The organism is Kroppenstedtia guangzhouensis (assembly GCF_014637345.1).
In the GTDB taxonomy this organism is placed as follows: Bacteria; Bacillota; Bacilli; order Thermoactinomycetales; family DSM-45169; genus Kroppenstedtia; species Kroppenstedtia guangzhouensis.
Genome location: NZ_BMEX01000024.1, coordinates 1 through 13,084 on the forward strand (window position 1 = coordinate 1; position 13,084 = coordinate 13,084).

Consider the following 13,084-nt stretch of genomic DNA (forward strand, 5'->3'; position numbering starts at 1 on the left):
GTTTCCAGAAAAAATTGGGCGACCTTTCCCCTGTAGAGCATCGGGAAAAAGTCGCCGCATAACCGTTCTTTTTTTCATTGTCTACTTGACGGGGTCAAGACCAAGTCACGAAGAACAATGGTGTTTTTTCTGTGAAAACAGAAGACGGGATGATATATCAAGCCAGAGCAGTCATTTGTGCAACGGGTGCATTTAATGACCCCTATGTCCCGGACATAACAGGGAATCAAATATTTGAAGGTAGAATCATTCATTCTTATCAATACCGACATCAAGAGCCTTTTGCAGGAGAGAGAGTGGTGGTCGTGGGGGGCAGAAATTCTGCGGTTCAGATTGCTGTTGAGTTGGCACAAGTAGCCGATGTCAGCCTGGCCACGAGAACACCGATCAAGTATATGCCGCAGAGGCTTCTTGGGCGGGATGGCCATTTTTGGGGACGGTTGATTGGCTATGACACGTTTCCGATCGGTCTCTGGTTTCATGTCAGAGATAAGGAACCTGTCATTGATACAGGCGAGTTTAAAAAAGCGATTGAAGTCGATCAAAACCCGGATCAACGAAGCATGTTCACTCGGTTTACAAAAAACGGAGTGGAATGGGCGGATGGCCGAACGGAACGTGTCGATTCGGTTGTGTTTGCCACCGGATTCAAACCGAAATTAAGATATCTGGAGCCACTGCAGGCTGTTGATGAGGAAGGCTATCCCCTTCAAAAAGGTGGGATCAGTACGACTGTACCAGGCTTATATTATATCGGTCTACACTGGCAACGAAATCATGCTTCAGCCACCATCAGAGGGGTTGGTCCTGATGCCAAATACGTACTGAAACGATTGAAGAAATACTTGGATTCTCATCGCTCCCTCGATGTGTGAAGGGATGATTAAACCGCACCCAGAAAGGGGTGCGGTTCTTCGTTACCATGTTGCTTATTCTGCTTCTTTCGTCTCCTCTGCAAAGCTGTGGATCCGCTCTTCGATCTGGTCACGGACCCGCTGGAAGACGGCCCAAACTTCCTCTTCCGTCCCTTCTGCCTTCGCAGGATCATCAGAACCCCAGTGCTGCCGGTTCACATGGGGCGGGGTCATCGGGCACTTGTCTTGGGCGTCCCCGCACAGGGTGATGGCGTAGTCGGCGTTGTTCAGGATCTCGGGGTCGATGATTTCGGAGGTTTGGTCCGAAATGTCGACTCCCTTCTCTGCCATTACCTTTACTGCCTTCGGGTTCAAACCGTGGGCCTCGATGCCGGCACTGTAAACGTTGAAACGATCCCCAAGGATTCGCTTGCCGAATCCCTCCGCCATCTGACTGCGACAGGAGTTGCCGGTACAAAGGAAGTAGATCGTTTTTTTCTTGTTCATGGTCCAATCCCTCCATCCGTATGTTAATAGATCAGCATCAGCCAGGCATACAGGCCGAGGAGTGTGATCAACAGGGTCGGAATCGTCAGAAGGATTCCCACTTTGAAGTAATAACCCCAGGTGATCTTCAAACCCTTACGGGTGAGGACGTGAAGCCAAAGCAGGGTCGCCAGCGAACCGATGGGGGTAATCTTGGGCCCCAAATCGGAACCGATCACGTTGGCGTACACCAGCGCTTCGCGCATCAGTCCGTCGGTCGTGGTGGCGTTGATCGCCAGGGCATCGATCATCACCGTCGGCATATTGTTCATGATAGAAGACAGGATGGCGGCGATGAAGCCCATGCCCACGGTTCCCGCAAGAAGCCCTTGGTCTGCCGTCCATTGGATCACCCCGGCGAGAGCGTCGGTCAGGCCGGCGTTCTTCAGGCCGTAGACCACCACGTACATCCCGATGGAGAAAACAACGACAGCCCAAGGGGCATCCTTTACCAATTGCTTTCTCCGGATGGCGGGACTGCGTCGGGCCGCCAAAATGAACCAAATGGCCGCTGCACCGGCGACCATGGACACGGGAACACCCAGGGATTCGCTGAAGAGATACCCTGCCAACAGAAAGCCGAGGATGATCCACGAGAGGCGGAAAAGGCGCGGATCTTTGATAGCTTCCGAAGGCTTCTGCAGATGGGCAAGATTGTAATCCTTTGGGATGCTCTTCCGAAAGAACAGGAACAGAACGAGCAGGCTTGCCCCCAGGGCGAAGAAGTTGGGGATGATCATGTGCGTCGCGTACTCCACAAACCCGATCCCAAAGTAGTCGGCAGAGACAATGTTGACGAGGTTGCTCACCACCAGCGGCAATGAAGTGGTGTCCGCGATGAATCCACTCGCCATCACAAAGGCGAGGATCATTTTCTCGTCAAAGCGGAGCGCCCGCACCATCGCCAACACGATCGGGGTGAGAATCAGGGCGGCCCCGTCGTTGGCAAAGAAAGCTGCCACCGCTGCTCCCAACAAGACCACATAGACAAACATCTTGCGCCCGTTCCCACCAGCCATGCGGGCCATGTGGAGAGCCGCCCACTCAAAAAAGCCGATTTCGTCGAGAATGAGGGAGATCAGGATGATGGCGACAAAAGCCAATGTGGCATTCCAGACGATCCCCGTCACAGTCCAGACATCGGGCAGGCTGACCACCCCGAACAAAAGAGCCAACAGGGCACCACCAGTCGCTGACCAACCGATGGACAAACCACGGGGTTGCCAGATGACAAACACCAACGTGATTGCAAAAACCGCAAAAGCAAACCAACTCATCGCATGATTTCCCTTCTTTGCTTTGTTCAGTCACAAATCACTTTTCGTTCCGGGACATTCAGCTCTTGTTTGGGATCCGGGAGCGACTCTAAGATGGAATGAAAAGAAGGATACGTACTTCCATCCAAGGAGTAATACACCCATCGTCCCTGACGGCGTTCTTTCACTAGGTGGACACTTTTCAGTCTGCGCATATGTTGAGAGACGGTCGGCTGGGAGATGCCCAGAATCTCCACCAACTCGCAAACACAACGTTCATCCACTTTCAAAAGCGAAAGGATACGAAGCCGGGTTTTATCACCGAGAGTCTTATAGAACTCTGCCAGCTTTTCTGAGTCCAAATCAATCACCCCATTTATATATAAGCATATGACAATATATAGTGTCAAAATGAATGACCTCCGAAGAGGTCGGTGACAAATCACTAATTAATAGATGGGTTGTGGATTTCGTAGCGTTGCTGGTTCCGTGTCTCTTAGAGTAGCGATAAGAGGGGAATTTTCGCCGATCATCGGCTTAGCGTACACTTTTTATAAATTGCTGGCGGTACCCCCAATAAGTTTTTGAATAAAAGCCTGTCATGGTATATTTGGCAGGCTTTTCATATTGATGGGATGTTTTTTTGGGCAATAATTTGGAGTTATTTTCCTCCTCGATTATCTTTTGAAGCTGTTTCGGTAAGATGATGCCCTAATTTGTCTGAAGGTTTTCCATTGACGGGTTAAGAAAGCACCCTGCCAGAATCGTTATCTGACAGGGTGTTTTCATGTTTATCTTTATTTCCTATCAGGGTCTTCGTTTAAATTTCCGCCAATTCTACTCAAGATATGGCTTTCCAGCTCTTTTTGGATACTAGTCCCATTATCGATACACCATTTCATAAAGTCTCGCTTAACCTCTTCATCCACTCGTATACCAATCATGACACGTTTACTCATTCTTATCCCTCCTCGCCACATGTTAACATGTAGGCTTTTTAATCTAAACCCCTTGCAATCGGTTGGTTAACATGTTATCATGTTAACCAAGGACGATCAAGAGGACATTTTTCAATAATGGAGGTTGATTTATATGGGTTTTGTTCAAACGAAATTTGCGGGATATGACAACGTGGGCTTACAAGGCTTCTACGACGGGGAGTTTCAAAATGCCAAAGAGCTGGGTTACTCCGACCAGGAGGCCCACAAACACGCGGCATTCATGGTGGACTTCTACGGCCACCAGTTCCGCCGGTATGTACCGACGGATCATCCAGTTGGAGGCGTGCAACAAAAATAGAGGGAGGGCTCTTACTACCAATTGATCGGATTTAGGAACAAGGGGGAATGAAAAACCATGAAAATGATGGCCCAGCTTGGAGGAGGATCTGACGGAACCTCGTTGAAAATACAGCGAATAGTTCGACGGGGGAATATCGGAATCGGTGCGATCATTCTTTTATCAGCTATGATTTTGTCCTGGAACCACACTGCCGATCTTTTTGAATGGGCTTTTTACTCCGGCTGGCTGGCACAAATAGGTGTTTTGATGGTGGAATTTACGTTTTTCCTTGGAGCATTGAATATCATCCTGGCCCGGGCGGCGGGGATGAAGGCCGGCTGGCCTGCACGAGTAACCTTCTTGTTTGGTTCGCTGTTGGTTGGATGGTCCAACGTATCATCCGGCCGAATGTTGCTATCCAGAGAAGATACAGCGGTTGCATTGGGGTTGTCCATTCCCATCTGTTTATTTTTAATGGAGGCGATTGTGTCAAGAGCGTTATTCCAGTTCCGAGATCGGATACTATCCGGTAAAAAGAAAGAAGGGACACTGGAGGTAGATCAGGTAGTTAAAGAAAATTCCTCCGATGTCGAAGACAGTATCGATCCAGCCTCTGTTGCCGTAGAGAAAGAAGAGAAAGGGGAGGAAACGGCTGAAGAGAATGTGTTAAATGTCCAAGAGATGGAGAAAGGGGAGACGGACGTTCCCGTGACAGAAGAGGAAGTCTCCCCAACCGTTAGCGATCAAGCGGAAATCCCCGCTATGAAGGCAGAGGAACAGTCCTTGACTCCGACGGAAGAAGACAGGCAAGAACGGGAGGAGAAAAAGGAGGAGCAATCTAAGAATGATACACCTGCCAATCTGTCAGAAAAGCGGATGGAAAAAGAGGATGTTCTGGAAGTAGCCCTGAACATTTGGAAAGAAGAATGCAAGGGTTCCTCCCTCGTCGAAAAGAAACGTCCGGGAAGAAAACGAATTATGAAAGAAACCGGATGTACTGATCATATGGCTAAAATTGTGGTCAATGAATTAAAGAAAAAAGCAAGTTGATCCTCCACAAAGCAGGATGGAAGGAAAATGTTCCTTCCATCCTGCCTTTTTTCTTTTGTTCAGAGTGGCGCTGTCCAAAGCGGCGCTGACCAGGGTGGTGGTGTCGGTGGTGGTGCCGGGTGGCGGTGCGGGTGGTGCCCGGGTGGCGGTGCCCGGGTGGCGGTGCCCGGGTGGTGGTGCCGGGTGGCGGTCCCGGGTGGTGGTGATCCGGGTGGTGGTGCCGGGTGGTGGTGCCGGTGGTGGTGCCGGGTGGCGGTGCCCGGGTGGCGGTGCCCGGGTGGTGGTGCCGGGTGGCGGTCCCGGTGGTGGTGCCGGGTGGTGGTGCTGGTGGTGATCCGGGTGGTGGTGCCGGGTGGCGGTCCCGGTGGTGGTGCCGGTGGTGGTGCCGGGTGGTGGTGCCCGGGTGGTGGTGATCCGGGTGGTGGTGATCCGGGTGGTGGTGCCCAGGTGGCGGTGCCCGGGTGGTGGTGCCGGGTGGTGGTGCCGGTGGTGGTTCCGGGTGGTGGTGCACGGGTGGTGGTGCTGGGTGGTGGCGACCGGGTGGTGGTGCTGGGTGGTGGCGACCGGGTGGTGGTGCTGGGTGGTGGCGACCGGGTGGTGGTGCTGGGTGGTGGCGACCGGGTGGTGGTGCTGGTGGTGGTGATCCGGGTGGTGGTGCTGGTGGTGGTGATCCGGGTGGTGGTGCTGGTGGTGGTGATCCGGGTGGTGGTGCTGGTGGTGGTGCCCGGGTGGTAGTGCTGGTGGTGGTGCCCGGGTGGTAGTGCTGGTGGTGGTGATCCGGGTGGTGGTGCTGGTGGTGGTGATCCGGGTGGTGGTGCTGGTGGTGGTGATCCGGGTGGTGGTGCTGGTGGTGGTGATCGGTGGTGGTGACGCGAGTGACAGGTGATGGGTCAGAGGGGCGTGCCTGGAGGAGGGATTTTGATGACAAGAGTCGAAAGATCATGACAGAGGATAACGTATCATTTCCGAACACCTTGTGCTTCGGCGGGGAGCCGGGGGATGTTCGGAAATGGGTGTCGAAATAGGGAAATATCAAGGGTTCTGACCCCGCGCCATCTCAATGTAAAGCACCTCGGTTTGAGGATTGAAACGTCGCTGACCTGTCTGCCTTAGTGAGATGACCCAAATATCTCAATACAAAGCACTTTCCTTAAAGAGCTGAGCAGGCAAAATCACTGGCTTCTTATACAAGAGGCCAGTGATTTTTATGTATATACTAGACCAAGACTTCTGAGAAAGCTGGGCGGGGATCTCTTCCTGGGGTAAAGGGAGCGAAGGGGTATCGCCAGCAATTTATAAAAAGTGTACGCTAAGTCGATGATCGGCGAAAATTCCCCTCTTATCGCTACTCTAAGAGGCACGGAACCAGCAATGCTACGGAGTGATCCAACCGACTTGGCCGTTTTGGAGATCCCCGCCAAATACGTAACTAAGGTTGCAAAATTCGGCAATTCAGAGAAAATCAAAGCCGGTAACCAGCGATTGCTGTCGGGAACCCCCTTGGACTAGAGTTTTCTCAATAGGTCACCGCCGGGGTGATCAGTTCTCCTCAACGGCAAATCAAGGTTTCCGAAACGATGAATACGGACGTGATCCAGACTGATGCTGCCATTAACCCGGGGAACAGCGGGTCTGGTCAACGTTGCCGGTCAGCTGATCGGTATTAACAATCTTAAAATCGCTCAACAAGGTGTGGAGGGGCTCGGGTTTGCCATCCCGGTCAACGATACCAAACCGATCATCAACGATCTTATCCGGAATGGCAACTAGGTGTCAGCCTGAAGAACGTGGAAACTATTGATCCTGACACCCATACCCGAGAGCTAAATCTTCCTGACAATATCGATAAAGGGACGGTTGTGATAGATGTGACCCCTGGCAGCTCTGCCGCTAAGGCTGGAATGGAGAGGCTCGACACCTGTCCAACTGGATGAGAAGAAGGTCCGGAACGGTTCCTACCTCCGCTCCTATCTTTGGAAAGAAAAAGAGATTGGGGACCAGATGAAGGTTACCTTCTTCCGTGATGGAGAGAAGAACCCAATCTTCGGGTTAAAACAAAGAACCACCACGCAATAGCGAGGCGGATTGCTGTTGAATTACTTTAGACCCTTAATCAGAAGTATTTCAGGGAAGAACTTGGTTGACCTGATATTCGATTTGTATTTCGTCCATCTGCCCGGTAATATGTTTGACGATTTTTCCCTCAGGGCTGATAAAAAATGAAGAGGGAATTGGACCTACGTTATACAAGTTGGTTACCTCTCTGTCCCGATCCAAAACAACCGGGAGTGTTAATCCCAGCTGCCGGGTAAAACCGCTGATGGCCGGTTTTGTCTCAGCAATATTGACCGCTACCACTTCAAACCCTCGATCCTTGTATTTTTCATACACCTTCTGCATTGCAGGAATTTCTTTACGACAAGGGCTGCACCAGGTGGCCCAGAAGTTGATAAGTACCCCTTTTCCTCTAAGATCGCTCAGCTTCACGGTGCCCCCGTCCAAGGTTTTCAGTTGAAAATCGGGAGCAGGTTCACCAGAGGACGGAGGATCTTTCTTTTTTTCATTGGTAACAGTCGTGTACAACGCATATCCAATCATAAGAACCATAATCCCCATCAGAATGCGGCGGGTCCAATAACGGGCTCTTCTGTTCATCCTATCGACTCCTCATAATTCCGGTACATCCTTCACATTACCACCTAATAATATAATAATGATTTGATTGTTGTAACCAATCCGGTCGAAGTGTTATGTTTTGTTCATAAATCCGTTTGAATGAGGTGGTACTCTATGACGACGTGTCCTTTCTCTGTAAAATAAAAGAATCAATGTGAAATGTTTTCTGTGACGGGGGAATGTTCAACAGAGGAACCTCCGGGTAAGATATGGGATTATCGAATCCCGTAAAAAAACAAAAGAAGCGTGACTTCATAACGGGTCTCGCTTCTTTTTGTGTATTTGTGTTACTCCTTCGGTGGTTGCGGAGTCGGGGTTGGTTCTCCTTGTTCACCATAAGTTTGGTCAATGGTTTTACGGATGTCAGATAAGGACTTTCCGTCTTTTTTCATGGCGATAGCGTCACGCGCTATACTTTGGCATATCCCTCAGGTCATGCCCATCGTGTCCCACACCACGTCGCCGTTTTCCCGCTTGTCTTTGATATAACAGTTGAGATTGCTCTTATGCCCGTCCTTTCCGCAGCCGCAGTAACAAGGCATGTAGCGGAGAACCTCGTCGTATTGATATGCCAACGCGTAAGTCTCCCGGGCTTTCGGATCACCGTCCTTCGTGAAATCGGGCAATTTCACGTCCGTTTTTGCGGCATCCGCCGCCAAAGCGTCCAGGGACTTCTGAGTCGGTCCGCTCAGATCCGGTTCATCGGTGGACGAGCAGCCCGCCAATGCAAGAGAGACAGACAACAGACCCGCCATCATCACTTTCTTCAAAAGGTACACCTCCCTCTCAATGGATGGCCGAAAGAGCTGCCAAAAAGGCAGCCAGGGTAAACCCTGCACCCATCCCTACTATCCAGTACGGGGAACGTTGCCCCGTAACATGAGCCCAATGGAAGCCAGAAACAAGAGAGACAGCGTCCCCAGCAGAAAAGGCTCTAATCTAGAAGGCTTCTTGCGTTCTAACTAAGTGTGCAACTAACAGTCAATAGTGTAGGTGTTACAGGAGCACAAAACCAGTAGTCGTTTTTTGTATCTGATATGGCGGATTTAACAGCAACTTATGGAAGTAGACTGCTTCTTCATCATTTTCATGCAGTTTTTCATGTTCATCTTGCCTTGTTCCATATCACAGCAGTCCATACCTTCACAGCATTCAGAAGATCCTTTTTTCATCTCTTTGCACATCGCTTTACATTCTTTCTGTGTCATCTGGTCGCAACAATCTGTATCCCCGTGGGCAGCATAAGCCGTTCCCCCTAAAGCCAGGAAGGCGACAACTGCGAGAGCCATGATCTTTTTCATCATGATGCGAATCCTCCTTGTTAATCACAACAGCCTTGGTTCTTAACCGTTGTTTTGGACTGTAGGTGTTGGACTGCTTGTTCAAATGACAAGACGGAACCACCAAAACCTTGGACAAAACCTTCAGCGTATTCCTTATGTTCAAAAGTCAGAACTTGGGGTTGGCAGCAACGGATATCGACCAATGTGTCCATCACATACCAAGCGTGAGAAGCCGTAATCGTAGTCCCCAGGAAAAAATCAAAGCAGATCGCCTGGACTACCTCATCCTGCAGCTGGTGATGGCGAAGCAACCCACAATGACCGCAACAGGCGTTTTCCACCCGATTCTCCGTTAATACCAGTCGGTACACCAACCGATCATCAATCTTCCGGCTACAATAAACGCATTCGTCCCTGTCAACGTCTTTCCCCGGCTCTGGGCGGATTAGGGTAAACCCACCATAGGTTTTCATAACCATCCCCTGTTCAATTAATGGCTTAATGTCACGGTGAATGGTCATCTCCGAAACACCAAACATGTGACTTAAATCGGAGATCTTTAAATTTCGCCGGGTTTGAACTAACTCTTGGATCAACTTTTGTCGTTCCACGCGTAAAACCGATCTCACCCCCTATTCCATAATAAACAAAACATAACACCCATCCTACAGGAAACTATTTATAAATCAACTAGAATGCTTTGTTATATGTTAACATTAAGTGAAAATAATAATAGCCTAGACGTGAAGGGGTGCGATAAATGGTAAGTGGGACCTTCATGATGATGTGTATGGGATTAGGATTTCTCTTGGGGGTTGTCTTGGTAGGTGGTGGCTTATATTTATTTTGGCGACTGATACGAGCGATTGAAAAACGGAACGCATAGACAAAATCACCGGCTCGCATTGAGGAGCCGGTGATTTTTACATCTGTAGTAGAGGGAGTTACTCCCTCACGTTCAGCAGTCTCAACCCATTTAAGGTCACGATCAGCGTGGCGCCCATGTCGGCAAAGATCGCCATCCAGAGAGTGAGCCATCCGGGAACAATCAACAACAGAGCCACCGCCTTTATGGCCAGAGAGAACGTAATGTTCTGCTTGATGATCTGAAGGGCTTTGCGACTCAACCGGATGGTGAAGGGCAGTTTCTCCAGATCATCAGCCATCAGAGCGATATCCGCCGTCTCCAAAGCGGTGTCCGTCCCGGCTCCGCCCATGGCGATGCCAACAGTGGAGGCCGCCAGAGCAGGAGCATCGTTGACGCCATCCCCGACCATCGCCACTTTGGTCCCATCCGCTTGCAACTGCTTGATGGAATCCAGTTTCTGTTGTGGCAGCAGTTCTGCACGGACGTCCCCTACTCCCAGTTTGTTCCCGATGGCGTTGGCCATGGCTTTATTGTCTCCCGTCAGCATGATCGTCTTCCGAATACCCATTTGTTGAAGGCGTTGAATCGCCTTCCGGCTGCTTTCCCGTAGAGAATCCGCCACGGCGATCAATAGGAGGACCTGTTGATTCGTCCCCAGAACCATGACCGTTTTCCCTTCTTTTTGCAGACGATGAATACTGCCGCGGGTTTCCTCATCGATGCCGTTGGACAATGTCTCTTCAAACAGGTTAGGGCTTCCCACAAAGTAAAGTGATCCATCGACCTGGGCTTTTACCCCTTTGCCGGTCAAGGAAGTGAAGTCCTCAACCAACCGCTGATTGAAAGCAATCTCTTTTTCCTCTGCTCTTCGCATAACAGCAGAGGCGAGCGGGTGTTGGGAGTTTTTCTCTATAGCGGCCGCGATCCCCAAATACTCGTCTTCGTTGGCTTGCTCAGAGGACACCAGGTCTGTCACTTCCGGCTTCCCTTCGGTAAGGGTTCCGGTTTTGTCAAAGGCGATGACATTCAAAGCACCGGCTTCTTCCAGATGAACTCCGCCTTTGATGAGGACCCCGTTTTTGGCGGCATTTCCGATGGCAGTCACGATGGATACGGGTGTCGAAATGACCAGCGCACAGGGACAACCCACGACCAAGAGGGCTAACCCGCGGTAAATCCAGTCGCTCCAGTCTGCTTGGAAAAGCAAAGGAGGAACCACGGCAAGAGCTAAACTGGCAATCATGATGGCAGGGGTGTATACTTTGGCAAAACGATCCACGAAAGCCTGGGACGGAGCCCGTTCCGCCTGTGCCTCTTCGACCAGGTGAATGATTTTGGCGATCGTGGTGTCTTCGACCCGTTTGGTGACTTGGACTTCCAGGAGGCCTTCTTCGTTCAAGGTGCCGGCGAAAACTTCATCCTTCACGGTTTTGGCCACTGGGATGGATTCGCCTGTAATGGCCGCCTGATTGACAGACGACGCCCCCCTTACGATTACACCATCCATAGCCAACTTCTGTCCCGGTTTGACAATCATGATATCCCCGACTTGGATGTCTTCCACCGGAACGGCCATTTCCTGATTACCCCGACGGATGAGCGCTTCCTTCGGTGCGATGTCCATCAGGGAACGGATGGATTGGCGCGCTTTGTCCATGGAATAGGTCTCGAGGGCTTCGCTGATGGCGAACAGGATCACAACCGTCGCTCCTTCTGCCCATTCCCCGATCGTCGCTGCCCCCAAAATGGCGATGGTCATCAGCGTCTTCATGTCAAATTGGAAACGGGAGAGGTTCTTGATCCCTTGCCAAAAGAGTGTGTAGCCCCCAACGAGAATAGATGCGGTATACAGGTAGATGGATGGTTGGCTGTCTTCCCCGGTAAACTGCCCCATGATCCAACCGGCCACCAGCAGGACCAAGGAAGCAAGCACACGAAGATTTTCTTTTCGCTTCCAAAAAGGCTCTCTTTCTGTAGGAATTTGTTCATTTTCCGGCACAACCTTCAGGTTCTCGAAAGCGCCGGCTTTTTCCAGCTCCTGAACCGTGGAATCCCCGTAAACGGTAAGCTTGGAGGCGCCGAAATTCACCCGGGCATCCGAAACAGTGGGGATTTTCTTAACGTTGTCTTCAAACGTGGCGGCACAGCTGGCACAGGTAAACCCCTGCACCCGGTAGATACGTTTTTCACTTGCTTGTTTCAACGGGATTCATCTCCTTATGATGATCGAAAGCCAATTGAACCAGCTGCCTGATGTGATCATCATCCAACGAGTAAAAGACGAGTTTTCCTTCTTTTCGGTACTTGGCCAAGCGCATGTTACGTAGCAACCGAAGATGGTGAGATGCGGTGGCCATGGAGGAACCGATGATGTTGGCCACATCACACACACAAAGTTCTTCTTCCTGAACCAGGGCATATGCAATCTTCAATCGGGTCGCGTCTGCCAGCGCCTTGAGCAACTGGGCTGTCCCGACAAAATCTTCGATTTTGATTAAGGGTTGGACGCGCTGAACTTTCTCTTCGTCGTAACAGTAAACTTCGCAGCGATCCTTTGACAAGAATGCTACCTCCTTTACTCAAATGATGGTTTGATTATAATTTATCTTCTTTTGATATGATAGTCAAATGATTATTTGATTATAAGGATATCCATCTACGAGTCCGATTATACTCCGATCACAATATATCGCAGTCCCGCGAAGGCAGAGGGGACGGAAGAGGAAGTCTGGGCCGTCTTCCAGCGGGTCCGTGACCAGATCGAAGAGCGGGACGGTTTGCAGAAGAAACGAAAAAAGAAACTCTGAAGAAGAGCGGCTGCTGGCACATTCTTTTGCAGGCTCTGACAGCATTCTTCGGGTTGCCCAAAGAAAACCGGCTCATTGGTGACATGGAGGGAGCCGGTCCGTTAGCGCAACACGAAAGTTTAGGGACATCTTTATCGAAGGTCAGAGCCGCCAATTTCAGTCCTTCCGCCATGGTAAGATAAGGGGCCAAACTTTCTCTTAAGTCTTGGACTGCTAAATTTTAAAAACAGGCTCCGCATCACCCGGCACCAGCTCTCTCCCTCTGGGAGGAGAGTTCAGAAGAAACCAGGTTGCCTCCAACCCCTGGAAGTGAAAGCCAAGAGGGGAATGTTACCAAAAAGGGAATGGAAAACGTCCCTGCAAGACGGGGTAGGGTGAAAATTGCACCCCAGTTTGCAGAATGAGTTTTTTAGGCTTTACATACCCTTCAAGGGTATGGTATATTGCATTTGATGACATACCC

16 protein-coding genes and 2 pseudogenes are annotated in these 13,084 nt (G+C 50.6%); 8 read left to right on the forward strand and 10 right to left on the reverse strand.

The genetic code is table 11. The annotated features are described in order from the left end of the window. Positions 1 to 113: 113 nt before the first annotated feature. Positions 114 to 875: pseudogene (locus tag IEV46_RS16375) on the forward strand (flavin-containing monooxygenase); the annotation flags it as partial. Between the two features lie 54 nt (positions 876 to 929). Here the strand turns inward: IEV46_RS16375 and arsC are convergent. The 4 genes from arsC to IEV46_RS16395 all read right to left on the reverse strand — a co-directional run bounded on the left by arsC (position 930) and on the right by IEV46_RS16395 (position 3,615). After that, the gene (gene arsC, locus IEV46_RS16380; protein WP_009710663.1) at positions 930 to 1,361 is read right to left on the reverse strand and encodes an arsenate reductase (thioredoxin); all 432 of its coding nucleotides are present in this window, start codon (positions 1,359 to 1,361) and stop codon (positions 930 to 932) included. Positions 1,362 to 1,384: 23 nt separating this feature from the next. Further along, positions 1,385 to 2,677, reverse strand: coding sequence for an arsenic transporter (locus IEV46_RS16385; RefSeq protein ID WP_009710664.1), 1,293 nt, complete (start codon positions 2,675 to 2,677; stop codon positions 1,385 to 1,387). A 26-nt stretch (positions 2,678 to 2,703) separates the two neighbouring features. Further along, a complete protein-coding gene (locus IEV46_RS16390) occupies positions 2,704 to 3,018 on the reverse strand; it encodes an ArsR/SmtB family transcription factor (protein WP_009710665.1) in 315 nt (104 codons plus the stop codon). Positions 3,019 to 3,453: 435 nt separating this feature from the next. Then, positions 3,454 to 3,615: a hypothetical protein gene (locus IEV46_RS16395; RefSeq protein WP_009710666.1), complete on the reverse strand. Its 162-nt coding sequence runs from the start codon at positions 3,613 to 3,615 to the stop codon at positions 3,454 to 3,456. Between the two features lie 133 nt (positions 3,616 to 3,748). Between IEV46_RS16395 and IEV46_RS16400 the strand changes: the two genes are divergently transcribed. The 6 genes from IEV46_RS16400 to IEV46_RS16420 all read left to right on the forward strand — a co-directional run bounded on the left by IEV46_RS16400 (position 3,749) and on the right by IEV46_RS16420 (position 6,757). Continuing rightward, the gene (locus tag IEV46_RS16400; protein ID WP_009710667.1) at positions 3,749 to 3,955 is read left to right on the forward strand and encodes a hypothetical protein; all 207 of its coding nucleotides are present in this window, start codon (positions 3,749 to 3,751) and stop codon (positions 3,953 to 3,955) included. A gap of 57 nt (positions 3,956 to 4,012) precedes the next feature. Further along, on the forward strand, positions 4,013 to 4,987 hold the full coding sequence (locus tag IEV46_RS16405) for a hypothetical protein (RefSeq protein ID WP_188433619.1): 975 nt from the start codon (positions 4,013 to 4,015) through the stop codon (positions 4,985 to 4,987). A 16-nt stretch (positions 4,988 to 5,003) separates the two neighbouring features. Beyond that, entirely contained in the window at positions 5,004 to 5,321 is a 318-nt protein-coding gene (locus IEV46_RS18395) for a hypothetical protein (RefSeq protein ID WP_188433620.1), read from the forward strand. Continuing rightward, on the forward strand, positions 5,303 to 5,722 hold the full coding sequence (locus tag IEV46_RS18400; protein ID WP_188433621.1) for a hypothetical protein: 420 nt from the start codon (positions 5,303 to 5,305) through the stop codon (positions 5,720 to 5,722). The genes IEV46_RS18395 and IEV46_RS18400 overlap by 19 nt, the downstream gene beginning before the upstream one ends. Positions 5,723 to 5,741: 19 nt before the next feature. Next, positions 5,742 to 5,873 (forward strand): hypothetical protein, encoded by a 132-nt coding sequence (locus tag IEV46_RS18405; RefSeq protein WP_268235927.1) that lies wholly within the window; start codon positions 5,742 to 5,744, stop codon positions 5,871 to 5,873. A 716-nt stretch (positions 5,874 to 6,589) separates the two neighbouring features. Continuing rightward, complete coding sequence (locus tag IEV46_RS16420; RefSeq protein WP_009710679.1) at positions 6,590 to 6,757, forward strand: S1C family serine protease; 168 nt, start codon at positions 6,590 to 6,592, stop codon at positions 6,755 to 6,757. Positions 6,758 to 7,111: 354 nt separating this feature from the next. Here the strand turns inward: IEV46_RS16420 and resA are convergent, their stop codons facing one another. From resA to IEV46_RS16455, 6 genes are all read right to left on the reverse strand, one after another. After that, the gene (resA, locus tag IEV46_RS16425; protein ID WP_009710680.1) at positions 7,112 to 7,642 is read right to left on the reverse strand and encodes a thiol-disulfide oxidoreductase ResA; all 531 of its coding nucleotides are present in this window, start codon (positions 7,640 to 7,642) and stop codon (positions 7,112 to 7,114) included. A 308-nt stretch (positions 7,643 to 7,950) separates the two neighbouring features. Further along, a complete protein-coding gene (locus IEV46_RS16435; protein ID WP_373284635.1) occupies positions 7,951 to 8,433 on the reverse strand; it encodes a PCYCGC motif-containing (lipo)protein in 483 nt (160 codons plus the stop codon). A gap of 276 nt (positions 8,434 to 8,709) precedes the next feature. Next, positions 8,710 to 8,967 (reverse strand): hypothetical protein, encoded by a 258-nt coding sequence (locus IEV46_RS16440; protein WP_009710682.1) that lies wholly within the window; start codon positions 8,965 to 8,967, stop codon positions 8,710 to 8,712. A gap of 17 nt (positions 8,968 to 8,984) precedes the next feature. Beyond that, positions 8,985 to 9,575, reverse strand: coding sequence for a DeoR family transcriptional regulator (locus IEV46_RS16445; RefSeq protein ID WP_040387552.1), 591 nt, complete (start codon positions 9,573 to 9,575; stop codon positions 8,985 to 8,987). A gap of 315 nt (positions 9,576 to 9,890) precedes the next feature. Continuing rightward, positions 9,891 to 12,017 carry a heavy metal translocating P-type ATPase gene (locus IEV46_RS16450; RefSeq protein WP_188433622.1) on the reverse strand — a complete coding sequence of 709 codons (2,127 nt, stop codon included), beginning with the start codon at positions 12,015 to 12,017 and terminating at the stop codon, positions 9,891 to 9,893. Next, entirely contained in the window at positions 12,001 to 12,375 is a 375-nt protein-coding gene (locus tag IEV46_RS16455) for an ArsR/SmtB family transcription factor (RefSeq protein WP_009710685.1), read from the reverse strand. The genes IEV46_RS16450 and IEV46_RS16455 overlap by 17 nt, the downstream gene beginning before the upstream one ends. A gap of 132 nt (positions 12,376 to 12,507) precedes the next feature. Between IEV46_RS16455 and IEV46_RS18230 the strand changes: the two are divergent. Next, positions 12,508 to 12,621, forward strand: a pseudogene (locus IEV46_RS18230) (arsenate reductase); the annotation flags it as partial. Positions 12,622 to 13,084: the final 463 nt, after the last annotated feature.

Bases quoted from the DNA above. Each gene is read 5' to 3' on its own strand.
- arsC (WP_009710663.1), bottom strand. From the start codon at position 1,361: ATGAACAAGAAAAAAACGATCTACTTCCTTTGTACCGGCAACTCCTGT.
- IEV46_RS16385 (WP_009710664.1), bottom strand. From the start codon at position 2,677: ATGAGTTGGTTTGCTTTTGCGGTTTTTGCAATCACGTTGGTGTTTGTC.
- IEV46_RS16395 (WP_009710666.1), bottom strand. From the start codon at position 3,615: ATGAGTAAACGTGTCATGATTGGTATACGAGTGGATGAAGAGGTTAAG.
- IEV46_RS16400 (WP_009710667.1), top strand. From the start codon at position 3,749: ATGGGTTTTGTTCAAACGAAATTTGCGGGATATGACAACGTGGGCTTA.
- IEV46_RS16405 (WP_188433619.1), top strand. From the start codon at position 4,013: ATGAAAATGATGGCCCAGCTTGGAGGAGGATCTGACGGAACCTCGTTG.
- IEV46_RS18395 (WP_188433620.1), top strand. From the start codon at position 5,004: ATGGAAGGAAAATGTTCCTTCCATCCTGCCTTTTTTCTTTTGTTCAGA.
- IEV46_RS16420 (WP_009710679.1), top strand. From the start codon at position 6,590: ATGCTGCCATTAACCCGGGGAACAGCGGGTCTGGTCAACGTTGCCGGT.
- resA (WP_009710680.1), bottom strand. From the start codon at position 7,642: ATGAACAGAAGAGCCCGTTATTGGACCCGCCGCATTCTGATGGGGATT.
- IEV46_RS16440 (WP_009710682.1), bottom strand. From the start codon at position 8,967: ATGATGAAAAAGATCATGGCTCTCGCAGTTGTCGCCTTCCTGGCTTTA.